This window comes from Nonomuraea muscovyensis, from assembly GCF_014207745.1.
In the GTDB taxonomy this organism is placed as follows: Bacteria; Actinomycetota; Actinomycetes; order Streptosporangiales; family Streptosporangiaceae; genus Nonomuraea; species Nonomuraea muscovyensis.
On record NZ_JACHJB010000002.1, the window covers coordinates 1,904,319 to 1,930,189 of the forward strand.

At 73.2% G+C, this 25,871-nt stretch carries 23 protein-coding genes; 12 read left to right on the forward strand and 11 right to left on the reverse strand.

All coding sequences use genetic code 11. The features are described 5' to 3' along the window. Positions 1–8: 8 nt before the first annotated feature. The 6 genes from FHU36_RS25600 to FHU36_RS25625 are packed head-to-tail and all read right to left on the reverse strand — an operon-like array spanning position 9 to position 6,570. Complete coding sequence (locus tag FHU36_RS25600) at positions 9–689, reverse strand: FadR/GntR family transcriptional regulator (protein ID WP_185086390.1); 681 nt, start codon at positions 687–689, stop codon at positions 9–11. After that, complete coding sequence (locus FHU36_RS25605; protein WP_185086391.1) at positions 689–1,441, reverse strand: SDR family NAD(P)-dependent oxidoreductase; 753 nt, start codon at positions 1,439–1,441, stop codon at positions 689–691. Before FHU36_RS25605 ends, FHU36_RS25600 begins: the two co-directional genes overlap by 1 nt. Beyond that, positions 1,438–3,441 carry a beta-galactosidase gene (locus tag FHU36_RS25610; protein ID WP_185086392.1) on the reverse strand — a complete coding sequence of 668 codons (2,004 nt, stop codon included), beginning with the start codon at positions 3,439–3,441 and terminating at the stop codon, positions 1,438–1,440. The genes FHU36_RS25605 and FHU36_RS25610 overlap by 4 nt, the downstream gene beginning before the upstream one ends. Beyond that, positions 3,438–4,283, reverse strand: coding sequence for a carbohydrate ABC transporter permease (locus FHU36_RS25615; RefSeq protein WP_221496569.1), 846 nt, complete (start codon positions 4,281–4,283; stop codon positions 3,438–3,440). The genes FHU36_RS25610 and FHU36_RS25615 overlap by 4 nt, the downstream gene beginning before the upstream one ends. Next, on the reverse strand, positions 4,277–5,227 hold the full coding sequence (locus FHU36_RS25620; RefSeq protein WP_221496570.1) for a carbohydrate ABC transporter permease: 951 nt from the start codon (positions 5,225–5,227) through the stop codon (positions 4,277–4,279). The genes FHU36_RS25615 and FHU36_RS25620 overlap by 7 nt, the downstream gene beginning before the upstream one ends. Positions 5,228–5,229: 2 nt before the next feature. Next, the gene (locus FHU36_RS25625) at positions 5,230–6,570 is read right to left on the reverse strand and encodes an ABC transporter substrate-binding protein (protein WP_221496571.1); all 1,341 of its coding nucleotides are present in this window, start codon (positions 6,568–6,570) and stop codon (positions 5,230–5,232) included. A gap of 240 nt (positions 6,571–6,810) precedes the next feature. Here FHU36_RS25625 and FHU36_RS25630 point away from each other — a divergent pair, with 240 nt between their 5' ends. The 6 genes from FHU36_RS25630 to FHU36_RS25655 all read left to right on the forward strand — a co-directional run bounded on the left by FHU36_RS25630 (position 6,811) and on the right by FHU36_RS25655 (position 12,976). After that, complete coding sequence (locus FHU36_RS25630; RefSeq protein WP_185086393.1) at positions 6,811–8,298, forward strand: alkaline phosphatase PhoX; 1,488 nt, start codon at positions 6,811–6,813, stop codon at positions 8,296–8,298. Between the two features lie 124 nt (positions 8,299–8,422). Next, positions 8,423–9,364, forward strand: coding sequence for a D-alanyl-D-alanine carboxypeptidase family protein (locus FHU36_RS25635; RefSeq protein ID WP_185086394.1), 942 nt, complete (start codon positions 8,423–8,425; stop codon positions 9,362–9,364). A 149-nt stretch (positions 9,365–9,513) separates the two neighbouring features. Continuing rightward, positions 9,514–10,185: an NAD-dependent epimerase/dehydratase family protein gene (locus FHU36_RS25640; protein ID WP_185086395.1), complete on the forward strand. Its 672-nt coding sequence runs from the start codon at positions 9,514–9,516 to the stop codon at positions 10,183–10,185. A 150-nt stretch (positions 10,186–10,335) separates the two neighbouring features. Then, on the forward strand, positions 10,336–11,415 hold the full coding sequence (locus FHU36_RS25645) for an LLM class flavin-dependent oxidoreductase (protein WP_185086396.1): 1,080 nt from the start codon (positions 10,336–10,338) through the stop codon (positions 11,413–11,415). Positions 11,416–11,474: 59 nt separating this feature from the next. Next, the gene (locus FHU36_RS25650) at positions 11,475–12,116 is read left to right on the forward strand and encodes an FMN reductase (protein ID WP_185086397.1); all 642 of its coding nucleotides are present in this window, start codon (positions 11,475–11,477) and stop codon (positions 12,114–12,116) included. 83 nt (positions 12,117–12,199) lie between these two features. After that, complete coding sequence (locus FHU36_RS25655) at positions 12,200–12,976, forward strand: chitosanase (protein ID WP_185086398.1); 777 nt, start codon at positions 12,200–12,202, stop codon at positions 12,974–12,976. Here the strand turns inward: FHU36_RS25655 and FHU36_RS46520 are convergent. From FHU36_RS46520 to FHU36_RS25675, 4 genes are all read right to left on the reverse strand, one after another. After that, entirely contained in the window at positions 12,966–15,251 is a 2,286-nt protein-coding gene (locus FHU36_RS46520) for a DUF4132 domain-containing protein (RefSeq protein ID WP_185086399.1), read from the reverse strand. The two genes, FHU36_RS25655 and FHU36_RS46520, sit on opposite strands and share 11 nt — an antisense overlap. Positions 15,252–15,324: 73 nt before the next feature. After that, entirely contained in the window at positions 15,325–17,379 is a 2,055-nt protein-coding gene (locus tag FHU36_RS25665; protein ID WP_185086400.1) for a bifunctional aldolase/short-chain dehydrogenase, read from the reverse strand. Then, positions 17,379–18,524, reverse strand: coding sequence for an L-rhamnose isomerase (gene rhaI / locus FHU36_RS25670; RefSeq protein ID WP_185086401.1), 1,146 nt, complete (start codon positions 18,522–18,524; stop codon positions 17,379–17,381). The genes FHU36_RS25665 and rhaI overlap by 1 nt, the downstream gene beginning before the upstream one ends. Positions 18,525–18,537: 13 nt before the next feature. Next, a complete protein-coding gene (locus tag FHU36_RS25675; RefSeq protein ID WP_185086402.1) occupies positions 18,538–18,849 on the reverse strand; it encodes an L-rhamnose mutarotase in 312 nt (103 codons plus the stop codon). 278 nt (positions 18,850–19,127) lie between these two features. On the opposite strand from FHU36_RS25675, the gene FHU36_RS25680 reads away from it, so the two are divergent. The 6 genes from FHU36_RS25680 to FHU36_RS25705 all read left to right on the forward strand — a co-directional run bounded on the left by FHU36_RS25680 (position 19,128) and on the right by FHU36_RS25705 (position 24,504). Beyond that, complete coding sequence (locus FHU36_RS25680; RefSeq protein WP_185086403.1) at positions 19,128–20,495, forward strand: rhamnulokinase; 1,368 nt, start codon at positions 19,128–19,130, stop codon at positions 20,493–20,495. Next, positions 20,483–21,487 carry a LacI family DNA-binding transcriptional regulator gene (locus tag FHU36_RS25685; RefSeq protein WP_185086404.1) on the forward strand — a complete coding sequence of 335 codons (1,005 nt, stop codon included), beginning with the start codon at positions 20,483–20,485 and terminating at the stop codon, positions 21,485–21,487. Before FHU36_RS25680 ends, FHU36_RS25685 begins: the two co-directional genes overlap by 13 nt. A 36-nt stretch (positions 21,488–21,523) precedes the next feature. Continuing rightward, entirely contained in the window at positions 21,524–22,141 is a 618-nt protein-coding gene (locus tag FHU36_RS25690; protein WP_185086405.1) for a hypothetical protein, read from the forward strand. Positions 22,142–22,169: 28 nt separating this feature from the next. Next, a complete protein-coding gene (locus FHU36_RS25695) occupies positions 22,170–22,775 on the forward strand; it encodes a cyclodeaminase/cyclohydrolase family protein (protein ID WP_185086406.1) in 606 nt (201 codons plus the stop codon). Next, positions 22,772–23,647 (forward strand): bifunctional 5,10-methylenetetrahydrofolate dehydrogenase/5,10-methenyltetrahydrofolate cyclohydrolase, encoded by an 876-nt coding sequence (locus FHU36_RS25700; protein ID WP_312891812.1) that lies wholly within the window; start codon positions 22,772–22,774, stop codon positions 23,645–23,647. Before FHU36_RS25695 ends, FHU36_RS25700 begins: the two co-directional genes overlap by 4 nt. Before the next feature lie 137 nt (positions 23,648–23,784). Continuing rightward, positions 23,785–24,504 (forward strand): type 1 glutamine amidotransferase, encoded by a 720-nt coding sequence (locus FHU36_RS25705; RefSeq protein WP_185086407.1) that lies wholly within the window; start codon positions 23,785–23,787, stop codon positions 24,502–24,504. 166 nt (positions 24,505–24,670) lie between these two features. On the opposite strand, the gene FHU36_RS25710 is transcribed toward FHU36_RS25705, so the two are convergent. Next, positions 24,671–25,810 (reverse strand): alpha/beta hydrolase family protein, encoded by a 1,140-nt coding sequence (locus FHU36_RS25710; protein WP_185086408.1) that lies wholly within the window; start codon positions 25,808–25,810, stop codon positions 24,671–24,673. Positions 25,811–25,871 lie beyond the last annotated feature (61 nt).

A 25,871-nucleotide genomic window follows, 5' to 3' on the forward strand; every position in this document is an offset into this window, starting at 1 on the left:
GTGGGGCGTCACAGCAGCTCCTCCACGTCGTGCCAGGCCTTGGCCAGGAGCTCGCGCATCGCCGACTCGGCGGCGGAGGCGTCGCCCCGGGTGATGGCCTCCAGCACCGCCAGGTGGCTGGGCACCGGGTCGTCGCTGCCGCTGGAGGCGTGCACGAGCCGGTCGCGGCCGGCCAGCCCCGCCCCCATGACGACGTCCATCCGGACGAGCAGCTCGTTGCCGCCCGCCGCCAGCAGGGCGCGGTGGAAGTCGAGGTCGGCCGCGACCGGGTCGCCGCCCTGCCTCATCCGGTCGAGCGCGCGCCGCAGGTCGTCGAGTTGCCCCGGGGTGCGGCGCAACGCGGCCAGCCGGGCGACCGACGGCTCCACGATGGACCTCAGCTCGTGCAGGTCGCGCAGGAATCCGGGGTCGGGGTGGCCGGCGAACTTCCACCGGATGACGTCGCCGTCGAGGAGGTTCCAGTCGGCGCGGGCGCGCACGTGGGTGCCGAGCTTGGGCCGGGCCTCGATGAGGCCCTTGGCGGTCAGCACCTTCATCGCCTCGCGCAGCGCGGTGGAGCTGACGCCGAGCCGGTCTTGAAGGGCGACGACGTCGAGGGGGTCGCCCTCTTCGTACTCGCCACCGAAGATCATCGCGGCGATCGCCTCGACCGTCTGCCCGTGGAGGCCGCGTCCGCTGTAGGCCGCCATCACGCCGAGTCCTTCACGACGCTCCAGCCGCCGTCGACCACGAGGCAGGCGCCGGTGACGTACGCCGCCTCCCCGGAGGCCAGGAACGCGATGGCCGAGGCCACCTCGTCCGGGGTGCCGAACCGGTCGAGCACGGTCGCCCGGACACTGCCGGCCCGGCTCTCCTCGTCGACCCGGTCCCAGGCCGGCGTCATGATCGGGCCGGGGACGACGCAGTTGACGCGTACGGCGGGACCGTACTCGACGGCGAGTTGCCGGGTGAGTGCGGTCAGCCCGCCCTTGGCCGCCGCGTAGGCGGGGTGGCCGGGCAGGCCCACCAGGGCGTGGACCGACGAGGTGACCACCATGGCGCCCCCCGTCGCGGCGAGGGCGGGCAGCAGCTTGCGGGCGGCCAGGAACGTGGCGGTGAGGCCGACGCCGAGCTGCCGGTTCCACGACTCGAGCGTGGTCTCGTGGGCGGGCGCCACCTCCACGAAGGCGGCGTTGCTGACGATCACGTCGGCAGGCCCCCAGGCGGCCACGCGGTCCCAGGTCTCCTCGGCCGAGACGTCGCCCTGGAGGTGGTCGATGCGCGGCGCGGGACGGACGGAGCGGGGCTCAGGTCCTTCGCCGGTGACGTCGGGTCCCGCAGGGGCGAGGTCGACGGTCAGGACGGTGGCGCCCTCGGCGGCCAGGCGGTGGGCCGTGGCCGCGCCGATGCCCGACGCGCCGCCCGTCACGACGGCGCGCCGGCCGGCGAAGCGGCCGCTCACGCGCCCTCCCCGACGGGCGGCACCGCACCGCTCTGGAGCGACGGGGCTGCCGCAGCGCCGCTCGCGGGGTCGCGGTCGAGGCGCAGGACCGCGACGTCGCGTGGCGCGAGGTCGGTGCCGGCCGCGTGGACGGCGTGGTCGTTGTGGTTGAGCAGGAACAGGTGCCGGCCACGGCGTACGGCCTCCACACCGGCGGGCAGGCCCGCCACGACGGGGGCGACGCCCGCCAGCCGGAGGGTGTCGGCGACGAGGTCGCGCATGGAGTGCTCGTCGGGGCGGGTGCCGAGATAGGTGGCGGTGCCCGCGCCGAAGGCGTGCCTGGTCACCGCGGGCAGGCCCGGCAGCGGCCCGCCCGTGTAGGCGGCCAGCACCTCGGCGCCCTCGGGCACGATGTGGTCGGCCCACAGGTCGGCGCCGCCGCCGGAGCTGAGCCCGGCCCGCTCGCCGTCGCTGAGCGGCCAGAACTCCTCCACCCGCAGCCCGAGCAGCTCGCGGAAGGCGCCCGGGTAGCCGCCCAGCCGGATGCGGTCGCACTCGTCGGCGATGCCGCTGAAGAACGACATGAGCAGGTGGCCGCCGCCTTCGACGTAGCGCCGCAGGCCGTCGGCGGCCGCGTCGGTGCACAGATAGAGGTTGGGCACGACGACCAGCTTGTACGCCGACAGGTCGGCCTCGGGCGGCACCACGTCGACGGTCACGTTGGCGTGCCAGAGCGGCGCGTAGTGGGCGCGCACCCGCTCGGGGATCTTCAGCTCGCCCGGCCGGGCGTCCAGCTCCAGCGCCCACCAGTTGGCGTAGTCGTGGACGATGGCCACGTCGGCGGGCACCCGGCCGCCTGCCACGTCGGACAGGGAGGACAGCTCGGCGCCGAGGGCGGCCGCCTCGCGGAAGATCCGGTTGTCGGCGCCGCCGTGGGAGACGACGGCCGAGTGGAACTTCTCCGCCCCGCCGGCCGAGGCCCGCCACTGGAAGTACATGACCGCGTCGGCGCCGCGTGCCACGGCCTGGTGGCTCCACAGCCGGTTGAGGCCGGTGCGCTTGGGGCGGTTGGGCGGGCAGTAGCTGATGGCGCTGGTGGCGGTCTCCATCATCATGTAGGGCCGGCCGCCGCCGAGCGAGCGCATCTGGTCGTGGAAGAAGGCGGCGTCGATGTGGGCCGTGGGGTCCTTCGGCTCGGGATAGATGTCGAGCGCCACGATGTCGAAGTCGGCGGCCCAGGAGGCGTAGTCGGCGACCGGCTCCCACATGCCCATGATGTTGGTGGTGATGGGCACGCCGGGGGTGAGCTCCTGCAGCACGGCGCGTTCGGCGCGGTAGCAGGCCAGCAGCGCGTCGGAGCTGAAGCGGCGGAAGTCGAGGTCCTGGGCGGGGTTGCGCAGGGTGGGTGCGGTGCGCGGTGGCAGCACGTCGGCCCAGTCGGTGACACGCTGGCTCCAGAACGTGGTGGACCAGGCGGCGTTGAGCCCGTCGAGGTCGCCGTAGCGGTCGCGCAGCCAGGCGCGGAAGTCGTCGGCGGAGACGTCGCAGTAGCACTCCTGGATGTGGCAGCCGTACTCGTTGCCGACGTGCCACAGCTTCAGCGCCGGGTGGGTGCCGTAGCGCTTGGCCATCTGGACGGCCAGGCCCACGGCCGCCTCGCGGTAGACCGGCGAGCTGGGGCAGTAGTGCTGGCGCGAGCCGGGCGACAGGCGCACGCCGTCATGGTTGACCGGCAGGGTCTCGGGGTGCAGGCGTGACAGCCACGACGGCGGGGAGGCGGTGCCGGTGGCCAGGGAGACGTCGATGCCGGCCGCAGCGAGCAGGTCCATGACCTCGTCGAGCCAGCCGAAGTCGTAGCGGCCCGGCTCCTGCTCGACGGTGGCCCAGGAGAAGATGCCCAGCGTGACGATGGTGACCCCGGCCTCGCGCATGAGGCGGATGTCGTCGCGCCAGACCTCGGGCGACCACTGCTCGGGGTTGTAGTCGGCGCCGAAGCCGAGCCGGTTGCTCAGGAAATTCATCCCTTAACGCTCCCTGCGGTGAGCCCCGCTCGCCAGAAGCGCTGGAGCGAGGCCATGGTGAGGACGAGGAGAAGTGCGGACACCGCCGCGCCCGTGACCGTCAGCTCGAAGAAGGCGGGATCACGGAACGTCTGGGAGTTCCACAGCGCCAGGCCGAGCGTGACGGGGTACAGCTGTTGGTCCGACAGCATGACCAGGGGCAGGAAGTAATTGTTCCAGATGCCGATGAACTGGAACAAAAAGATCGTCACCAGTGCCGGACTCATGATCTTCAGGGCGATGCGGAAGAAGATGCGGTACTCCCCCGCGCCGTCGAGCCGGGCCGACTCCAGCAGCGCGTCGGGGATGGCGGCGTGGGCCTGGATCCGGGCGAGGTAGACGCCGAACGGACTGACCATGCTGGGCAGCAGCACCGACCAGAACGTGCCGGTCATGCCCACCTCGCTGAAGATCAGATAGGTGGGCAGGGCGAGCACCGTGGACGGCACGAGCACCCCGGCCAGCACGAGGTTGAACAGCGCCTCCCGGCCGCGGAAGGGGTATTTCGCCATCGCGTAGCCCGCTCCCGCCGACAGGAGGGTGGCCACCAGCGCGCCGAGCCCCGCGTACAGGAAGCTGTTGAGGATCCAGCGGCCGAACAGGCCGTCGCCGGTGCCGAACAGGCGGTCGAGGTTGGCGCCGAGCTGCGGGTCGGGCGACCACAGGCCGAACGTGCCGAACAGGTCGGCGGTGCTCTTGGTGGCGGCGATGACCACCCAGACGACCGGCAGCAGGAAGTAGCCGGCCGCCGCGAACAGCAGCGCGAGCACCACGACCGTGGCCGGGCGGATCCGTGTCACCACGCCCTGTTCCCCTTCCGGTTGACCAGCCGGAGGAAGCCGAACGAGATCACGAACGCCATGACCGCGATGAGCGTGGCCTCCGCCGAGGCGAGATGGATGTTGGCCTGACCGAACGCCTGGTTGTAGGCCGCCAGGTTGGGGGTGTAGTCGCTGTTGACGGCCGTGGTGAGCGGCTTGAGGATGAGCGGCTCGACGAACAGCTGCAGCGTGCCGATGAGCGTGAAGACCGTGATGAGGATCAGCGGCGCCCGCACCAGCGGGATCTTGACGTGCCAGGCGATGCGCGTCTCGCTCGCCCCGTCGACCCGGGCGGCCTCGTACAGCTCCTGCGGGATGGCCTGCAGCCCGGCGATGAGCACCAGCATGTTGTAGCCGGCGAACTGCCAGGTGGAGATGTTGGCGATGGACAGCAGGATCGTGTCGGGGCCGAGGAAGTCGTGGGGCAGCCCGGCCGCCGCCAGCACGTCGATGAGCGGGCTGGTCTGCGGCACGTAGAGGAACCCCCACAGCAGCGAGGCGATCACGCCGGGCACGCCGTACGGCAGGAAGAACGACACCCGGAAGAACGCCCGGAAGCGGGCCCGCGCCGAGTCGAGCAGGAGCGCCAGCGCCAGGGCGCAGGCCACCATGGTCGGCACCTCGATGAGGCTGAACAGCAGCACCCGGCCGATGCTCGCCAGGAAGGCGCCGTCGGTCAGCGCGGTGACGTAGTTGCCGAGCCCGGCGAACTCCAGCACCGGCTCGGTCAGGCCGAGGCCGCTGCTGGTGAGCCGGAAGAAGCTCTGGTGGATCGCGTAGCCGATCGGCGCGAGGAAGAACAGCGCGAAGGCCACGAAGAACGGCGCGACGAAGACCGCCACGTGCGCCCGGCGACGCGGGGGGCGCCGCGGGGCCACGCCCGCCCTGGCCGGTGTCGTCGGTGTCCGCTGCAGCACCCCCGCCACCGTCAGCCTCCCGTCACGACGTTGAGGCCCTTGGCCCTGAGCTGCTCCACCATGGCCTGCTGGGTCTTGACGAAGGCGTCGGTGAGCGTGCCCTGACCCTGGACGGCGGCCTTGGCGTTGTCGGTGAGCGAGGCGTAGAGGGCGTCGCTCACGGGGGGCCAGCGCCAGTCCATGGTCACGGCCGCGTCGGACTCCTTGAAGACGTCCCAGATGTTCTGGCCGCCGTAGAAGGGGAAGACGGTGTCGTCCTTCTGGAGGTTGGTGATCTGGCTGGTGTCCTTGATGGACGGCCAGCCGTAGCCCGCCGACAGCAGCGTGTTGACGCTCCGGGGGTCGCTGTTGAGCCAGACGGCGAACTCGGTGGCCGCCGCGGGGTTGTCGGTGCCCTTGAGGATGGCCGAGGCCGAGCCGCCGGCCCAGCTCGCCGAGGTGAACGTCGTGGCGCCGGCCCACTGCGGCATCGGCGCGACGGCCCACTTGCCCGAGGTGTCGGGGGCGTTGCCGCGGATGATCGCATCGCCCCAGGAGCCGCCGATCCAGCCCACGATGCCGCCGGTCTGCAGGTCCTTGTACCAGGCGTTGGACAGGTCGGCCTCGGTCTTGAGCAGCTTGTCGTCCAGCATCTTCTGCCAGAAGGCCGCCATCCGGCGGGTGTCGGGGTTGTCGATCGTCACCTTCCAGGCGTCGCCCTCGGTGCTGAACCACTGCCGGCCCGCCTGCTGCGCCAGCGAGATCATCCACGGCGCCTGGTTGGCCGCGAAGGTCGAGATGTAGGCGTCCTTGTCCTTCTGGCGGATGGTGGCGGCGGCCGCGGCGAAGTCGTCCCACGTCTTGGGCGCCTCGATGCCCCACTTGTCGAACAGGTCCTTGCGGTAGTAGAAGCCCATCGGGCCGCTGGCCTGCGGGATCGCGTAGACCTTGCCGCCGAAGACGCCGGTCTGCCACTGCCAGTCGACGAACGTGGCCGCGTCGTCGCGGGCGTGCTCGGTCACGTCCTCGAGGGCCCCGTTGACGAGGAACGACGGCAGGGAGTCGTAGCCGACCTGGGCCACGTCGGGCGCGTTGCCGGCCTTGACCGCGGCCAGCATCTTGGCGTAGCCGCCGTCGGGGCCGGGGGTGATGGTCTCCAGCTTGACCTTGATGCCGGGGTGGGCGGCGTTGAACTGGTCGACGGCCTTCTGGATGTCGGGCACCCACGACCAGAACGTGAGCTCGACCGGCTGGGCCGGGTCACCGCCCGCCGCGGGACTCGCCTGCCCGCCGCCCCCGCCGCACGCCGCGGCGAGGCCGATCGCGGTGGCGGCGGCCACCATCCTGACCACCCGGGGAAGCTTGGATCCCATGCTGACTCCCTTCCAACGGAACGCACGACCTCGCGTTCCGGCTGGTGAGAGACATTATTGGTATTTTATTAATAATGCAATGGCGTTACCGAGGTGTTTCCGAGCGGGCACCTCAGGGGCGCTCCCGGGTGGGTGCTCCAGGAGCGCGACACACCGATTGGGCCTCCTGGCGATTCAAGATCGCGTTTACGCTGACGACAGCCCCCGTTCATCTCCATGAACGTCCCCGAGGAGCAGCCCATGACCGCGCCCGACCGACGATCCTTCCTCGGCGGCACCCTCGCGGCCGGCCTGGCGAGCGGCCTGGCCGTGCAGACGCTGGGCCGGCACGCCGCCTGGGCCGAGGCCGGCCGCAGGCCGTCCCGGCCGGGCGAGGCGGGATACGGCGCGCTGCGCCGGGTCGCGTCACGCAACACCGGCGAGGAGCTGCTGGCGCTGCCGGCCGGCTTCTCCTACACCGTGCTCGGCCGCACCGGCACGCCCATGTCCGACGGGGTGCCGACGCCCATCGCGCACGACGGCATGGCCGCCTTTCCCGGCACCCGCCGCCACACCGTCCGGCTCGTCCGCAACCACGAGGTGCGCACCGGGCCCGGCTCGCCCGTCGGCCGCGTGCACGTGCCCGGCTCGGCCCGCTACGACGAGCTGGGCGTCGGCGGCACCACCACGCTGGAGGTCGACCCGCGCAGCGGCGAGGTGGTGCGGCACTTCGTCAGCCTCAACGGCACGATCGTCAACTGCGCCGGCGGCATGATGCTGCACCGGCGCGGCTGGCTGACCTGCGAGGAGACCACGGCCGGGCCGGCCCGGGGCTGGCAGCGCAAGCACGGCTACGTCTTCGAGGTGCCGCTGCGCGGCCCCGAGCCGGGCAGGCCGGCCGCGTCCATGCCGCTCACCGCGATGGGCCGCTTCTCGCACGAGGCCGTCGCCGTCGATCCGCGCACGGGTTACGTGTACGAGACCGAGGACGACGCGGGCCGGCCCGACGGCTTCTACCGGTTCCGCCCCCGCGACCCGCTCGACCTGTCGGCCGGCGGCGTCCTGGAGATGCTCAAGGTCAGGGGCGTCGACGGCTACGACTGCCGCGAGGGCCAGACGACGGGCGCGCGGCTGCCGGTGGAGTGGGTCACGATCGACGACCCCGACCCCGACCTGGAGGGCGGCGCCCCCACGTGCGCCCAGCAGGGCCTGGCCAAGGGCGCGGCGAAGTTCAACCGCCTGGAGGGCTGCTGGTACGGCGACGGCGGCGTGTTCTTCAACTCGACCAGCGGCGGCGACGCCAAGAACGGCGACGCGCCGGGCGCCGACGGCTACCTGGAGGGTTATGGCCAGGTCTGGCGCTACGTCCCCGGCCGCCGTGACGGGGGCACGCTGGTGCTGGTGTACGAGTCACCGGGGCGCAAGCAGCTCGACTCGCCCGACAACCTCACGTTCACGCCGCGGGGCGGCATCGTGCTGTGCGAGGACGACGCGGGCTCGGCCGACGCCGACCCGCATCCGCTGGCCCCGGGGCTGGTCAACGTCAACCGCCTGATCGGGCTCGACCCGCGGCGCGGCGAACCTTTCGAGTTCGCGGTGAACATCGCCGACGACAGCGAGTTCGCCGGCGCCTGTTTCAGCCCCGACGGCGCCACGCTGTTCGTCAACCAGCTCGGCTCGACCGCCGCGCTCGACCCGCCCGGCCGGACGTACGCCATCCGCGGCCCGTGGGGGCGGGGGCCGCTGTAGGGCGTGCCACCCTAAAGATTTACCTTTGCGAAAGCCCAGGTGGAGGCCCGACAAGCAACGCTTAAACCAGACAAATCGCCCAAAACAGTCAAACGGGCATCAATTTTCCGGCAGGCTGTGACCCATGCATGACCGGAAAGCTCCCCTGCTGCTCTGCGCCGGCGCCCTCGCGCTGGTCGCGGGCGTCGCGGCGCCTGCCCATGCCCAGACCGCGCCGCCGCAGACCTCCTCTGCACACGCCACAGCACACGCCGCCGTGCCCGCCTCCGTGCCCGCCTCCGTGCCCGCCTCCCGGGCCGTGGCCGCTGACCCGCCCACCGTGTACGGGAAGGCGGCCATCCTGGTCGACGCCGAGACCGGCGCCGTCCGGTTCGGCGAGGCCACCAACCGGCGCATGCCGATCGCGAGCCTCACCAAGACCATGACCGCCTACCTCGTGCTCAAGTCCGCCAAGCCGGGCGACCTGGTGGAGGTCAGGCCCGAGGACACGCGCTACGCCAGGGAAGGCGGCGGCACCACCGCCTACCTGCGCGCCGGCGACCGGCTCCCGGTCAAGGACATGCTGTACGCCCTGATGCTGCCCTCCGGCGCCGACGCCGCCCACGCGCTGGCCCGCACCTACGGCCCAGGGGTCGGCGGATTCGTGGCCAGGATGAACGCCACGGCCAAGCAGCTCGGCATGAACGACACGTACTACGTCAACGCCGACGGCCTGCCGATGCCGGGCAGCGACGGCTACTCGACCGCCAAGGACCAGGCGGTGCTCGGCGTGCAGGCGCTGCGCGACCCGCTGCTGCGCCAGGTGGCGAGCACGCGCCGCCACACGGCCGCCAGGACGGCCACGCACCGCTCCTACACCTGGGCCAACACCAACAGGCTGCTCGGCAGCCCGGGCGCGGTCGGCCTGAAGACGGGGTTCACCCGCGCGGCCGGGTTCAGCCTGGCGTTCGCGGGCGAGCGCAACGGCCGGCTGCTGGTGGGCGTGCTGCTCGGCGAGTCGGTCTCCAGCCGCCGCTTCGACACCGCCCGCGCGCTCCTGGACTGGGGCGGCAGGGTCAAGGTCTGACCGCCCCGGAGATCGCCTGACCGGCGCCGCCCGTCGGCGCCGGAAGGCCCCGGAAGGCGCCGGAAGGCGTGGCGGACCTGCCGGGCCGCCGAGGGGAGCGCCTGGCGGGCCGATCGTGAGTAGCATGCGGGCCAGGAACGGAGCCTGACATGCGAGTGATCATCTTTGGCGCCACCGGCATGGTCGGGCAGGGCGTGCTGCGGGAGTGCCTGCTCGACGACCGGGTCGAGCGGGTGCTCACGGTCGGCCGGTCGCCCACCGGCCGGGCACATCCCAAGCTGCGCGAGATCGCCCACGCCGACCTGCTCGACCTGTCACCGATCGAGGACGAGCTGGCCGGCCACGACGCCTGCTTCTTCTGCCTCGGCGTCTCCTCGGCCGGAATGAGCGAGCGGGAGTACCGGCGGGTCACCTACGACATCACGCTGGCGGCGGGCACCACCCTGGCCCGGCTCAGCCCCGGCTCGACGTTCGTGTACGTCTCGGGGATGGGCACCGACGCGCAGGGCCGGGCGATGTGGGCCAGGGTCAAGGGCGCCACCGAGAACGCGCTGCTGGCGCTGCCGCTGCGGACCTGCCTGTTCCGGCCCGGCTACATCCAGCCGGTCCACGGGGTCACCTCACGGACCCGGTGGTACCGGCTGGCGTACGTGGTGACGGTGCCGTTCTACCCCGTGCTGCGCCGGCTCCTGCCGGGGGCGGTGACCACGACCGAGCGCATCGGCCAGGCCATGATCGCGGTCGCCGAGCGCGGGGCGCCGGAGCGGGTGCTCGGCCCGGCCGCCATCAACGCCCTCGCCGAGGGGTCGGTGCACCCCTGAGTCGAGCCCCTGAGACGCCTCGCCGAGACACACCCCCGAAGGACGCGGCGGAGGCGGAGTCCCGCGCGGCGCCGGATTGTGGAATAAAAGGGAGCGGATCCACGCTGGAGTGGCTGTTCAACTTTCAATAGTCAGGGATGGTGACCAAAGGTGCAGTTCGGAATCTTCAGCGTCGGGGACGTGACCACCGACCCCACCACGGGCCGGACTCCCAGCGAGGGCGAGCGCATCAAGGCCATGGTGACGATCGCGCTCAAGGCCGAGGAGGTCGGGCTCGACGTGTTCGCGACCGGCGAGCACCACAACCCGCCGTTCGTCCCCTCCTCCCCCACCACCCTGCTCGGCTACATCGCCGCCCGGACCGAGCGGCTCATCCTGTCCACGGCCACCACGCTGATCACGACCAACGACCCGGTCAAGATCGCCGAGGACTACGCCATGCTGCAGCACCTGGCCGACGGCCGGGTGGACCTCATCCTGGGCCGGGGCAACACCGGGCCCGTCTACCCGTGGTTCGGGCAGGACATCCGGCAGGGCATCCCGCTCGCCATCGAGAACTACGCGCTGCTGCACAAGCTGTGGCGCGAGGACGTCGTCGACTGGGAGGGCCGCTTCCGCACACCGCTGCAGGGCTTCACCTCGACGCCGCGCCCGCTCGACGGGGTGCCGCCGTTCGTCTGGCACGGCTCCATCCGCAGCCCGGAGATCGCCGAGCAGGCCGCCTACTACGGTGACGGATTCTTCGCCAACAACATCTTCTGGCCGAAGGAGCACTTCATCCGGCTGATCACCCTCTACCGGCAGAGGTACGCGCACTACGGGCACGGCACGCCCGAGCAGGCCGTCGTGGGCCTGGGCGGCCAGGTGTTCATGCGCAAGAACTCCCAGGACGCCGTCCGCGAGTTCCGCCCGTACTTCGACAACGCCCCCGTCTACGGCCACGGCCCCTCCCTGGAGGACTTCATGGCCGAGACGCCGCTCACGGTCGGCAGCCCGCAGCAGGTGATCGACCGGACGCTGGCCTTCCGCGAGCACTTCGGCGACTACCAGCGCCAGCTGTTCCTCATGGATCACGCCGGGCTGCCGTTGAAGACGGTGCTGGAGCAGCTCGACATCCTGGGCGAGGAGGTCGTGCCGGTGCTGCGCCGGGAGTTCGCCAAGAACCGTCCCGCCGGCGTGCCGGGCGCGCCCACCCACGCCACGCGCGCGGCGGAGCCCTCCGCCGCCTGAGACCGCCACCCGGGACCGCGATGCGGGACCGCACCCCGAGACCGAAGAGGAGATCATCCATGAAGCTCGTCGCCGTGTCGGCGGGGCTCAGCCAGCCGTCCTCCACCCGCCTGCTCGCCGACCGTCTCGCCCAGGCCACCCGCGCGCGCCTGGACGAGACTCCGGCCGCCGGCGCGCCCGCCGAGGTGCGGGTGATCGAGCTGCGCGACCTCGCCACCGACATCGCCAACGCCCTGGTGACCGGGTTCCCCAACGCCAGGCTGCGCGAGGCGGTCGAGGCCGTCACCGGCGCCGACGGCCTCATCGCGGTCACCCCGGTGTTCACCGCCTCCTACAGCGGCCTGTTCAAGTCGTTCGTGGACGTCCTCGACCCGGACGCGCTGGCGGGCACCCCGGTGCTGGTCGCCGCCACGGGCGGCACGGCCCGGCACTCGCTGGTGCTGGAGCACGCGATGCGCCCGCTGTTCGCCTACCTGCGGGCCGTGGTGGCGCCGACGGCCGTGTACGCGGCGTCGGAGGACTGGGGCGGCGGCGGTGACGCGTTCACCGAGGGCCTCGCCGAGCGGATCGGGCGCGCGGGCGGAGAGCTGGCGGACCTCATGACGGGCCGGGCCGCCACCCGCCCCCGCCCGGCCGCGTCCGGCGACGAGGTGGAGGCGGTCGTGCCGTTCGAGGAGCAATTGGCCGCGCTCCGGCCGTGACCGGGTTTTGTCGGATTCGCCCCCGGCGCCCCGTTCGGACGAGTACCGTTCGTTAGGAAAGCTTCCTAACGAACGGACCACTCATGTCGTTGACGGCCCTCGCGTCCTCCGCCCTCGCCCTCACGCTGTCCTTAACGGGCCAGGCGCCCGCCGATCTCACCGATCCACACAAGAAGGACATCGCCATGCGGCTGGTGTCGAGCGCGGAGAACTCCTCGCTCGACTGGAAGGCGCAGTACGGCTACATCGAGGACATCAAGGACGACCGCGGGTACACGGCCGGCATCATCGGGTTCTGCTCCGGGACGGGCGACATGCTCGAACTCGTCGAACTGTACACCGCACGCAAACCGGGCAACGTGCTGGCCAGGTACCTGCCCGCGCTCCGCAAGGTCAACGGCACGGCCTCCCACAAGGGCCTCGACCCCCACTTCACCCGCGACTGGAAGACGGCGGCCAAGGACCCGGTCTTCCAGCGGGCCCAGAACGACGAGCGCGACCGCGTCTACTTCAACCCAGCGGTCGAGCAGGCCAAGAAGGACGGGCTGCGGGCGCTGGGGCAGTTCGCCTACTACGACGCCATGGTCATGCACGGGCCCGGCGGCGACCGGCTGAGCTTCGGCGGCATCCGCAAGTCGGCCCTCGCCAAGGCCAGGCCCCCGGCGCAGGGCGGGAACGAGACCACGTACCTCAACGCGTTCCTCGACGCCCGCAAGGCGGCCATGAAGGCGGAGGAGGCGCACGAGGACACCAGCCGCGTGGACACCGCGCAGCGGGTCTTCCTCAAGAAGGGCAACCTCGACCTCGATCCGCCGCTGACCTGGAAGGTGTACGGCGACAGCTACACCATCAAGAAGTGACCGGCGTCTCCGGAGGAACGATCTGCCGCCGGATCGACGCGTCGGCGATCGAGGCGTCGGCCGCGAGCAGGAACGCCTTGCTGAGGATGAGGGCCAGCAGGCCGTCCTCCTCGAACGGCAGGAAGAGGCCACGCCTCGGCCGCCGCGCGGGCACGACGCACAGGTGGACGTCGCCGGGGTCCATGAGGACGCTCGCGGTGCCGAGGTGGATCCGGTAGGTGCGCAGGTCGCCGCGGACCACCAGGTGGCGGGGGGTGAGCTCGCACCGCCCGGCGATGGCGGTGCGGGGCAGGAGCCGCGCCAGCGCGTCGGCGCGCGTCACGGCCGACGGCGCCAGCTCGCCGCAGGCCGCCTCGCGCCAGTAGGCCGCGTGCCGGTCTCCGGCGCGCCGGAGACCGTCGGGGTCGGCCGCGATGGAGGCGACCGCCACGAACAGGTCCACGTCGCGCATCGCCTCGCTGAACACCCGCGGCGGCACCTCGGCCAGGCCGCTCTCCCGCCACCTGGCGCCGTGGCGGCGGTCGAAGCGCACCTCGCCGGTCACGGCCAGGTCGTCCCCACCCACCGCCTCGTAGCCGAACCGGGCCCGCCACGCTCCGTCGGCCAGCTCCTTCTTCGCCTCGGCCGCGCCGCCGTCGTGGAAGGGGTCAAGCCATCCGGGCCGCCAGCCGCGTCCCTTGGCCAGCGCGTAGACACGCCGCTGGTCGACGATGTGGCCGGCGAAGCGGATGGAGGCGACCCCGGCCTCCTCCTCGGCCGGGGTGAGGTGGTAGACCTCGCGAAAGGCCTGCTTGACCGGCTGGCGCAGGCGCCGCCCGGTCACCGTCTCGCGCCAGGCTGCCACCTCCTCCGGCCGGGCACGGCCGGGATGCCACAGCCGCACCGTGCCCCGGCCGGGGTCGGCGGGGTCCCCGGGGAGGAACGTGGCGCCGTCCCCGGCCTGCCAGACGAGGCCTCTCGTCACCGCGCCGGTGATCGGGTGGTCGCGGTAGTGGCGCGCCCACTCCTCGTACGGCCAGGCGCGCTCGACGGCGAACAGCGCCTCGACGCGGGCCCGCTCGGCCGCCAGCGTCCGCCGGACCTCCTTGGCGACGGCCCTGACGTGGGAAGCGTCGCCGGGCAGCCTGGTGCGGCCGGCACCCGTGCCCGCGGTCAGCCGCACGGCGGCCGGATCGCGCACCGCCAGCGTCACGGTCCGCTCCCCGAGCTCCCAGGTGCGGGTGCCGTCGTTGGCCAGGCCGTGGCGGGGCACGTTGCGCTCGACGAGCTGGGCGGCGGTGACGCCCGCACCCGCGGCGGCGACGGCCAGCGCCGTGTCGACCTGCTTGAGCAGCGCCCCGGACGTGATCGTCCGCCGCAGGCGGTGCAGCGCCTCGACGGCGCCGGTCCCCGCACAGACGGCGAGCGCGTTGAGCGCGCTGCCCGCCAGCCGCCACACGAGCATGTCGCCGGCCGCCCGCTCGGCGAGCCGCGCCAGCGCCGCGACGATCGAGCCGCCACCTGCCGCCGGGTCGCCACCACCGGTCGCGAGGTCACCACCGGTCTCCAGGTCGCCACCACCGGTCGCAAGGTCACCACCGGTCTCCAGGTCGCCACCACCGGCCGCGGGCTCTCCGCCGCCTGCCGCGCGGGCGTCATCGCGGTGGCGTGCCTCCCGGGCTGTGGCGCCGTCGCTCAGGGCCGCCGCCCAGACCAGGCCGCGGGCCAGGTCGGAGTCGGCCTCCGAGACGAAGACCCGGAAGGCGAAGCCGGAGCCGATCGACTCCGAGGCGGTGACGAGCGCGTCGAAGGCGAACCGGGCCGCCCGCCGCGCCTCGTCCGGCGCGAGGAGGTCGAGGCAGCGGGAGCGCCAGGTCTTCGACGGCCGCGGCCCGCCCACCGTGGTCAGGTGACGCATCAGCTCCACCACCTCCGGAGCCGGCGCGTCGCCCAGGTGGGCGCGGACGGCCGCGGCCCAGCCGCCCGGCCCGAGCGGCAGCTTCAGCGGCCGCGGATGGACCTCGGCGAACCGCCGCAGCAGCCGCCGTCGCTCGTCCGGATCGACCTGACTCTCCTCCACGGCCCCGGCCAGCCGCTCGACCGCCGGCCACAGCGCGAGCCGGTCGTCCGGCCCGAGCCGCAGCGCCAGGTCGGCGAGGTGAGCCAGCCAGCGCTCCTCGCGCCAGTGGAGGTCACTCTCGGCCGCGCCGGTGACCAGCTCCGTCAGCTCGGTGAGGTCCGGGTGCTCGGCGCGGAGCACCCGGGCGCGCAGCGCGCGCTTGTCCGCGTCGTCCACGGTGCCGGATCATGCCGTACCGCACCGACAAGATCGCCGCTCGTGCGGCACGGCATCGGCACCGCGGGGGCGGCTAGCGGAGGAAGGCGGCGGCCACGCCGGCGTCCACCGGGATGTGCAGGCCGGTCGTGTGCGACAGCTCGCCGCCCGTGAGGGCGAACACCGCGGCCGCCACGTGCTCCGGCAGCACCTCGCGCTTGAGCAGCGTGCGCTGGGCGTAGAACTCGCCGAGCCGCTCCTCCTCGACCCCGTACACCGCCGCGCGGTTGGCGCCCCAGCCGGAGGCGAAGATGCCGGAGCCGCGCACCACGCCGTCGGGGTTGATGCCGTTGACGCGGATGCCGTGGCCGCCCAGCTCGGCCGCGAGCAGCCGCACCTGGTGGGCCTGGTCGGCCTTGGCGGCGCCGTAGGCGACGTTGTTGGGGCCGGCGAAGACGGCGTTCTTGGAGGAGATGTAGACGATGTCGCCGCCCATCGCCTGGTCGATCAGCACGCGCGCGCTCTCGCGCGAGACGAGGAACGAGCCGCGGGCCATCACGTCGTGCTGCAGGTCCCAGTCGGCGAGCGTGGTCTCCAGCAGGGAGCGCGACAGCGACAGGCCGGCGTTGTTGACCACCAGGTCGACGCCGCCGAAGGCGAGGACCGCCTGCCGTACGGCCTCGGCGACCTGTTCCTCGGAGGTGACGTCCACCTCGGCGGCGATCGCGACGTCCGCGGCCCGCAGCGCCTTGGCGCCGAGCTCGGCGGCGACCTTGCCGGCGGCGGCGACGTCGCGGTCGGCGACGACCACGCAGGCTCCCTCGGCGGCCAGCTTGCGGGCGGTGGCCGCGCCGATGCCGGAGCCGCCGCCGGTGATCAGGGCGACGCGCCCGGCCAGCGGCTTGGGCGCGGGCAGGCGCCGCAGCTTGGCCTCCTCCAACTCCCAGTACTCGATGCGGAACTTCTCCGACTCCGCGATCGGCTGGTAGCTGGACAGCGCCTCGGCGCCGCGCATCACGTTGACGGCGTTGACGTAGAACTCGCCGGCCACCCGCGCGGTCTGCTTGTCCTTGCCGAAGCTGAACATGCCGACGCCGGGCACCAGCACGATCGCCGGGTCCGCGCCGCGCATCGGCGGCGAGTCGGGCGTGGCGTGCCGGTCGTAGTAGGCGGCGTACTCCTCGCGGTAGCGGGCGTGCAGCTCCCGCAGCCGGGCCACGGCCTCCTCCAGCGGCGCGTTCGGAGCCAGGTCCAGCACGAGCGGGGCGACCTTGGTGCGCAGGAAGTGGTCCGGGCAGGACGTGCCGAGCGCGGCCAGGCGGGGGTGCTCGGCGCGGGCGAGGAAGTCGAGGACCTCCGGCGAGTCGGTGTAGTGGCCGACCTGGCGGACGTCGGTGCTCGCCAGGCCGCGGACCACCGGGAACAGCTCGGCTGCGCGGCGGCGGCGGGCCTCCTCGGGCAGCGGCTCGTGGATCACGGGGCCGAACGGGTCGGACCGGCCGTGCTCGGCGATGTACCGCTCGGCGGTGCGGATGATCTCCAGGGAGTTGGCCCGGCACTCCTCGCTGGTGGCGCCCCAGGCGGTGATGCCGTGGCCGCCCAGGATGCAGCCGACGGCCTGGGGGTTGGCCGCCTTGATGGCGGAGATGTCGAGGCCGAGCTGGAAGCCGGGGCGCCGCCAGGGCACCCACACGACCCGGTCGCCGAAGATCCGCTCGGTCAGCGCGGGGCCGTCGGCCGCGGTGGCGATGGCGATGCCGGAGTCGGGGTGGAGGTGGTCGACGTGGGCGGCGTCCACGAGGCCGTGCATGGCGGTGTCGATGGACGGCGCGGCGCCGCCCTTGCCGTGCAGGCAGTAGTCGAACGCGGCGACCATCTCGTCCTCGCGCTCCTCGCCGGGGTAGACGCCGGTCAGGGCGCGCAGCCGGTCGATGCGGAGCACGGCGAGGCCAGCGGCGGTGAGCGTGCCGAGGTCGCCGCCGGAGCCCTTCACCCACATCAGCTCGACGTCGTCGCCCGTCACCGGGTCGGTCGCGGCGGCCTTGGCGGAGGTGTTGCCGCCCGCGTAGTTGGTGTTGCGCGGGTCGGCGCCGAGCGCGTGCGATCGGTCCAGCAGTTCCTGTACGGCCTGCGGTCGTGCGGCTTGCATCAGGCTCCCCATCCTGCCTGCGCGCCACCGATCCGCTCGGTGGCGATCTTGTCGAAGTATCCGGACCTGGCGTAGGCGGCCATCGGGTCCGGGTCGAGGCCCATCTCCTCGCGCAGCTCGGCGAGCAGCGGGCGCACGTCGGTGTTGTAGGCGTCCATGAACGCGGCGTTCGCGGCGAGCACGTCGCCCGCGCGCTGGGCGGCGGCCAGCGCCTCGCGGTCCACGAGCAGCGCCTTGGCGGTGGCCTCCTGGACGTTCATCACCGACCGGATCTGGCCGGGGATCTTGGGCTCGATGTTGTGGCACTGGTCGAGCATGAACGCCGTGTCCTCGGTGTACCCGCCGCCCCTGATCACCTCGTACATGATGCGGAAGAGCTGGAACGGGTCGGCCGCGCCCACCATGAGGTCGTCGTCGGCGTAGAAGCGCGAGTTGAAGTCGAACCCGCCGAGCTTGCCCTCGCGCAGCAGGAACGCCACGATGAACTCGATGTTCGTGCCGGGGGCGTGGTGGCCGGTGTCGACCACGACCTGGGCCTTGGGGCCGAGCTTGAGGCAGTGGGCGTAGGCGGTGCCCCAGTCGGGCACGTCGGTCGTGTAGAAGGCCGGCTCGAACAGCTTGTACTCCAGCAGGAACCTCTGGTCGTCGCCGAGCCGCTCGTACACGGCGGCCAGCGCCTCGGCCAGCCGGTCCTGCCGGGCGCGGATGTCGTCCTGGCCCGGGTAGTTGGTGCCGTCGGAGAACCACAGCTTGAGCGTGTCGGACCCGGTCTGGTCCATGATGTCCACGCACTCGATCAGGTGGGCCAGCGCCTTCTTGCGGACCACCGGGTCGGGGTGGGTGACGCTGCCGAGCATGTAGTCGTCGTCCTGGAAGACGTTGGAGTTGATCGCGCCGATGCGCACGCCCTGCTCGGCGGCGTGCCGGGCCAGGTCGGCGTAGTCGTCGACCTTGTCCCACGGGATGTGCAGCGCCACGGTCGGCGCGACGCCCGTGAAGCGGTGCACCTGGGCGGCGTCGGCCAGTTTCTCGTACGGGTCGCGCGGCACCCCCTTCTGCGCGAACACCTTGAACCTGGTGCCTGAGTTCCCGTAGGCCCAGGACGGCGTCTCGATGCGTTGCCGCCGGAGCTCTTCCTTGATCAAGTTCTTCCCCGATTCAGTCAATGTGGAACACTTCCTCCAGGGTGAGGAACCCCTCGTCAGGCCGTCCCGCCTCGAAGAAGGGCGCCATCTCGGCCTGCCACCTGTCGTTGACGTCCGTCTGCGCCATCCGCCGCTGGGCGGCCTCGAAGTCGTCGGTCTCCAGGTAGCCGACGAGCAGGCCGTCCTCGCGCAGGAACAGCGAGTAGTTGCCCCAGCCCGCCTTCCGCAGGGCCTCGATCATGTCGGGCCACACGGCCCGGTGGCGTTCGCGGTACTCGTCGAGTCGCTCACTGCGCACTTTCAGCAGGAAGCACACGCGTTGCATGGCGACCTTCCCTCGCTTCCGGTCACTGGATGATCTTCGGTGGTGTGGGGTCCGCGCCGCCGCCGGGAGGGTGGACACCGGCGGGCGTTCGTGGCGAGAGCGGCTCCGAAGGGCTTGCCCGCGTGCGCGAGAGCGCGTGTGGAGAGTGCACTCATCCGTCCTCCGCGCAACAAACGTTTTAAAGGGATGGTCCCGGAATCTAGGGGCTTCGGCCTGCGGGCGTCAATGGGCGCCTCGGCGATATGGCGGGATCGTGATTGATACGTTTTAATCGGAGGATGCGATTCACCGCTGTGGACCTGGGCGCTTCGAGCGGGCGGGTGATGACCGCCGACATCACGCACGAGAAGGTCGAGCTCACCGAGGCGCACCGCTTCGCCAACCGGCCGGTGCGGGTGTCGGGCACCCTGCACTGGGACGTGCTCGGCCTGTACCGGGAGATCCTCGACGGGCTGCGCCGGGCGGGGCCGGCCGAGTCGATCGGCATCGACTCCTGGGCCGTGGACTACGGGCTGCTCGACGGCGACGGCAGGCTGATCGGCAACCCCGTGCACTACCGCGACGGCCGCACCGCCGGGCTCACCGAGCGGGTGGACCCGTACGGGGTGACCGGGCTGCAGTTCCTGCCGTTCAACACCGTCAACCAGCTCCGCTGCGACGGCCGCGACGGGCTGCTCGACCGGGCCGCCACGATGCTGCTGATCCCCGACCTGCTCGCGTACTGGCTGACCGGCGACATCGGGGCCGAGCGCACCAACGCCTCGACGACCGGCCTGTACGACGTGACGCGCCGCGACTGGGCGTGGGACCTCGTCGACCGGCTCGGCCTGCCCCGCCGCGTCCTGCCGCCGGTCACCGAGGACCCGGCCGGGCCACTGCGCCCGGACGTGGCCGAGGAGATCGGCCACACCACCACGGTGACGCGGGTCGCCTCGCACGACACCGCCTCGGCCGTCGTGGCGGTGCCCGCCGCCGCGCCCGCCTTCGCCTACATCTCCTGCGGCACGTGGTCGCTGGTCGGCGTGGAGTTGCCGGCCCCGGTGCTCACCGAGGAGAGCCGCCTGGCGAACTTCACCAACGAGGCGGGCGTCGACGGCACGACCCGCTACCTGCGCAACGTCATGGGCCTGTGGATCTTGCAGGAGTGCCTGCGCGTCTGGGGCTCCCCCGACCTCGCGCCCCTGCTGGCCGAGGCCGAGCGGGTCCGGATCGACATAGTCGTCGACCCCGACGACCCGACGTTCCTGCCGCCCGGCGACATGCCGGCCCGGATCGCCGCCTACTGCGCCCGTACCGGGCAGCGCGCGCCGGAGGGTCCGGCGCAGGCCGTACGATGCATCCTGCAGAGCCTCGCTCTCGCCTACCAGCGGGCCGTCGCCGACGCCACCCGCCTGAGCGGGCGGAAGGTGGAGGTCGTCCATCTGGTCGGTGGTGGATCGCGCAACGAACTGCTGTGCCGGTTGACGGCCGACGCGACAGGGCTCCCGGTGGTCGCCGGGCCCGTCGAGGCGACCGCGCTCGGCAACGCGCTCGTGCAGGCGCGGGCACGCGGCCTGGTCGGCGACCTGGCGCAGATGCGGGATCTGGTACGGCGGAGCGCTGACGTGCGCACCTACGAGCCACGGGAACGGCCATGGGGACAGTGAGCATCAAGGACGTCGCGGCCAGGGCCGGGGTGTCCCCCGGCACCGTGTCCAACGTGCTCAACCGCCCCGAGAAGGTCGCCGGCGACACCCGCACCCGCGTCGAGGCGGCCATCAAGGACCTCGGCTTCGTCCGGCACGGCTCGGCCTCCACGCTTCGGGCCGGCCACAGCCGCACCATCGGCCTGTCGGTGATCGACATCGGCAACCCGTTCTTCACCGACGTCGCGGCCGGCGTCGAGGACGTGGCCAGCGAGCGCGGCTACGCCGTCATCCTGGGCAACTCCTCCGGCAGCCGGGCGAAGGAGGAGCGCAACCTGCTCGTCTTCGCCGAGCAACGGGTGCGCGGCGTGCTGATCACGCCGTCCGACGAGGACGCCTCCCGGCTCGACCGGCTGCGCGAGCGCGGCATCAGCATGGTGCTGGTGGACCACCCGGCCGAGCAGTCGGGCCAGTGCGCGGTGGCGGTCAACGACGTGACCGGCGGCGCCATGGCGGTCGCCCACCTGCTGGGCGGCGGGGCCGAGCGCCTCGGTTACGTCACCGGCCCGGCCACGATCCGGCAGTGCCAGGACCGGCGGCGCGGCGCCGAGCAGGCGCTCGCCACAGCCGGGCGCGACCCCGGCAGCCTCGTCGAGATCGCGATGCCGGCGATGACGGCCAGGGCCGGCCAGCAGGCCGCCGAGAAGCTGCTCGCCGACGGCTCGCTGCCCGACGCGCTGTTCTGCGCCAACGACCTGCTGGCGCTGGGCATGCTGCGGGGCCTGCTGCACGCCGGGGTCAGGGTGCCCGACGACGTCTCGCTGATCGGGTACGACGACATCGACTTCGCCTCCGCCTCGACCGTGTCGCTGTCGTCGGTGCGCCAGCCGACGTACAAGCTCGGGCGGGTGGCCACGGAGCTGCTCCTCGACGAGTGCGACAACCCCGACACCCACGCGCACCAGCAGATCATGTTCCAGCCCGATCTCGTCGTGCGGGAGTCCACGAGGTAGGTTGTGGCCCTAACCGGATGACGGGGGTCGGCCAGGATGTCCAACACTGTGCGTCACCTGCTCGGGCTGGTCGCCGGCCTCCTGCTCCCGCCGCCGGCCGCCCTCGCGCTGGCGTACGGGGTCGGCGAGATCACCGTGGGCTTCCAGCGCTACCTCCAGGCGTCGGTGCCCGGCCTGGGCGCGCTCGTGGTCGCCGGGGTGCTGCTGGCGTTCCTGCTGGGCTCGCGCCTGTCGCCGGTCGCCTCGCTCCTCGGCGGGCTGCTCTACACCGCGGTCGGGCTGGTGCCCGTGGTGGAGCTGTCGGGCGTGCGCGTCCTGCCCGACGGCCTGCTCGACGGCGTCCTCGGGCTCGGGTTCCGGACCATGCTCTACACGTGGATGCTCCTGGTGCTCGGGGTGGCCATGCTGGTGGCGTCGGCGTTCCCGTCGCGCTGGCGGGCCGCGCGGCCGCCCGCGGTCGTCACGCCCGGCCACGGGTACGGAGCTCCCTACCCGCCCGGCCCCGGCCCCGGCCCGAGCCCGCACGGCGGTTACGTGAGCGGCCACCAGGGCGGTCACCAGGGCGACCGGCCCGGCGCTCCCGAGGCCGCGCCTCCTCCGCGGTACCCCTCGCCGGGATCCCAGGACGTCACCCGGCCGATGCACCGCGAGTGACGGGGACGCGGGCTGGCAGAATGCCGCCATGCGCGAGACGAAGATCGGCGACTTCCTGGACCGGCTGGCCGACCGGGTGCCCGCACCCGGCGGCGGGGCGAGCGCGGCGCTGCACGCGGCGCAGGCGGCGGCCCTGCTGGGCATGGTGGCCCGCTACAGCACCGGCGAGAGGTACGCCGCGCACGCCGAGACCATCGCCGCCGTGACGGCAGAGACCGACACGCTGCGGGAGCGGGCGCTGCGGCTCGCCGAGGAGGACTCCGCGGCGTTCACCGCGGTCACCGACGCCTACCGGCTGCCCAAGGGCGAGGACCGCGGCGCGGCCATCGCGGCGGCCCTCGCCGGCGCCGCCGAGCCGCCCGCCGCCGTCGTGGAGACGGCCGCCCGGCTGGTCGAGCTGAGCGAGGCGCTGCTGCCGATCGGCAACCGCAACGTCGTCACCGATGTCGCCGCCGCCGCCGAGGCGGCGCGCGCCGCGCTCACCACCGGACGGGTGAACGTCGAGGTCAACGTGGGCGGCATCAAGGACGAGGCCGTGGCCGGCGCGCTGCGCGAGCGGCTGGCCGGGGTGGATGCGGCCGTCGCCAGGGCCGAACGGGTGACGGCGGCGGTGCGCGAGGAGATCACGTCGTGACGGAACACACGAGCGGGACCGCACCGGCGGGCGTGGAGCTGCGCGGCAGGGAACTGGCGGCGGCGATCAGGGCCGAGACCGCCGAGCGGGTGTCCGCCGGGCGGCGTTCCGGGCGTCCCCGGCCGAGGCTGGCCGTGGTGGTGGCCACCGCCGACGAGGCGACCCTGTGGTACGTGCGGTCGATCGCCAAGGCGGCGGAGGGCGTGGGCATCGCCTGCGACCTCGTGGACCTGGGCCCGGCCGCCCGCCCGCAGGAGATCCGGGCCACGCTGGAGCGGCTCGGCGCCGATCCGGACGTGCACGGCGTCATGCTGCAGACGCCTCTCCCCGAGGGCGCCTCCGCGCAGGAGCTGGCCGCCGCCATCGACCCGGCCAAGGACGTCGACGGCGCCAACCCGCTCTCGCTCGGCCGGCTCGCCGCGGGGCTGGCCGCGTTCGCGCCGGCCACGGCGGCGGCGGTGCTGGCGCTGCTCGACCGGCACGGCGTCGAACTGCGAGGGGCCAGGGCCGTGGTCGTCGGCCGGTCCACGGTCGTCGGCAAGCCGCTGGCGCACCTGCTGCTCGACCGGCACTGCACCGTCACCGTCTGCCACTCCCGCACGCGCGACCTGGCGGCCGTCACCTCCACCGCCGAGGTGCTGGTGGCCGCCGTGGGCCGGGCGGGCCTCATCGGCGCCGAGCACGTGGCCCCGGGCGCGGTGGTGATCGACGTCGGCACCAACCCCACGCCCGACGGCGGGCTGACCGGCGACGTGGACTTCGACGCGGTCATCGGCCGGGCGGCGGCGCTGACGCCGGTGCCCGGCGGGGTCGGCCCGGTCACCACCGCGATCCTGCTGCGCCACACCGCCCAGGCGGCCGGTCTCACGTGACCCGCCGGGGGCACGGCCGGACGGCGGTTTCGCTCCCCCGCCCCGGCATGGTCCACCAGTGGTTCCCCAGTGGTTCACCACGGGAGCGGTACCCGCGACGAGGGCCGGCGCGGATGCCGGCCGGTTGGAGAGCTGTGATGGGTGAGGTCCTGGTCGTGCAGAACAGCCGCAGCGGCGGCCCCGGCCGGTTCGGCGGCTGGCTGGAGGAGGCGGGGCTGCGGCTGGACGTGGTCCACGCCTACGACGGCGCGGCCGTGCCCGACGCCCTCCGGCACGACGCCATGATCATGATGGGCGGCGGCTACCTGCCCGGCGAGGACGACCGCGCGCCCTGGCTGGCGCCCACCCGGAGCCTGGTGGCCGAGGCGCTGGAGCGGGACGTCCCGTTCTTCGGCATCTGCCTGGGCGGGCAGATGGTCGCCGAGGTGGCGGGCGGCGAGGTGACGGGCGACGTGGGCGCGCCCGAGAACGGCAGCGTGCCGGTCACGCTCCGGCCCGAGGCGGCGGGCGACCCGCTGTTCCGCGACCTGCCGGGGGTGGTGCCGGCCATCGAGCACCACGTCGACGCGATCACCGCGCTGCCGCCGGGGGCGGTGTGGCTGGCCGAGACGGCCGCCTGCCCTTACCAGGCGTTCCGGGTCGGCTCGCGGGCCTGGGGGGTGCAGTTCCACCCGGAGGTGCTGCCCGAGCGCATCCGCACCTGGGAGGTGAACGGGTTCGACCCGGACGAGGTGTACGCGCGGGCGGTGGCGGACGAGCCCGTCTCGACGCCCATCTGGCGGGAGGTGGCCGCCCGCTTCGCCCAGGTCGTCCTGCACGCGGGCGAGCCGTACGCGGCGGCCGGGTCCGCGCCCTGACCGGCGGCCGGGCGGCGGAGACCGCCCGGCGGCGCCGCCCGCGCCGGCGCGAATGCCCACGGCTGTCCCCGTCCCTGTACGCGCGTCCGAAATCTGATGATCATAGCCGGAGGACGGTGTCACGCGCGGATCCCGGGCGCGCGGCGGAACTCCCTTGCGGGGGTGGTCAGCGTGGGGAGTCGGGGGTTTCGCCGAGGACGGCTCGGGCGGTGGCGTGCCAGATGGGGGTGCGAGGGTCGATCACGGCGAAGTGGTCGCCGGACATTTCCAGAAATGTCACATCATCCCCGGCTGCCTGGGCGGCGCGGGCGTACCGGCGGCCGAAATCCACCAGGTCCAGTTCGTCGCCCGTCCCCTGCACGACGAGCTGGGGCACCCCGATCGGCAGCCGGTGCAGCGGGCTGGCCGAGCCGTACACTTGGGCCGCCTCGTCCGGAGCGGCGCCCAGCGCGCCGGCGACCGCGCCCGCGCCGAGCCATCGCCGGGCCGCCTCCACCAGGTCGAGCATCCCCGCGAGCGAGACGACCAGCGAGGCGCGGGCCCCGTCGGCGGCGGCGCGCAGGACGAGCTGCGCCCCCGCCGAGTGGCCGGCCAGCACCGTCCGGGCCCGGTCCACGGGGACGTCCAGGCCGTCCAGGGCGCGCAGTCCCGCGGCCACGTCGGCGGTGGTGGCCTGCCAGCCGTGCAGGTCGGGGCGGCGGTATTCGAGGTTCCAGACGGCCAGGCCGCGGCGTACGAGGTCGAGGGCGAGCGCGTCCATGAGGTCGGCGGCCCAGACCGACCGCCAGTTGCCGCCGTGCACGAGCGCCACGACCGGTGGCGGGGACCCGCCGGGCGGTGTCCGGGGAAGGTACAGCTCGGCCCACTGGTCGTGGTGCGGACCGTACGGGACGCGGCGGCGCGGCCAGGCGAGGCGGCCGACGGCGTGCCTGATCGCCCAGGGCAGCCCCTCGATGCCGCGCCCGTGCAGGTGGGAGCCGCCCTCCCCCACCTCGGCGTGGTCCACCCGGGCCAGGTCCAGCCACACGACCGGGCCCATCGCCGCCGTCATGAGGGACCGCGCCCCGGGATCGGGCCCGGGGACGACCACCACCGCCCGGCCCCGCTCGCCCCCCGGACCGCCGGGGGTCGTCGCCGGGTCCGGGGACGTGGCGGCGCGGACGTGCGCCAGGAACTGAGCCCCGTCGGCGGCGTGCGCGACCGTGCCGCGGACCCCGAGGGCCGCGAACTCGCGTCCGGCCGTCTCGTCGAGCAGGGCCGGATCGGCGGCCAGACCGGGCCCGACGACCACCACGGCATGCCTCATGGCCCCGACCCTACAGAAGATCTCCCAACGCGACCTTTAGCGACCTTCAGACGGGATACGT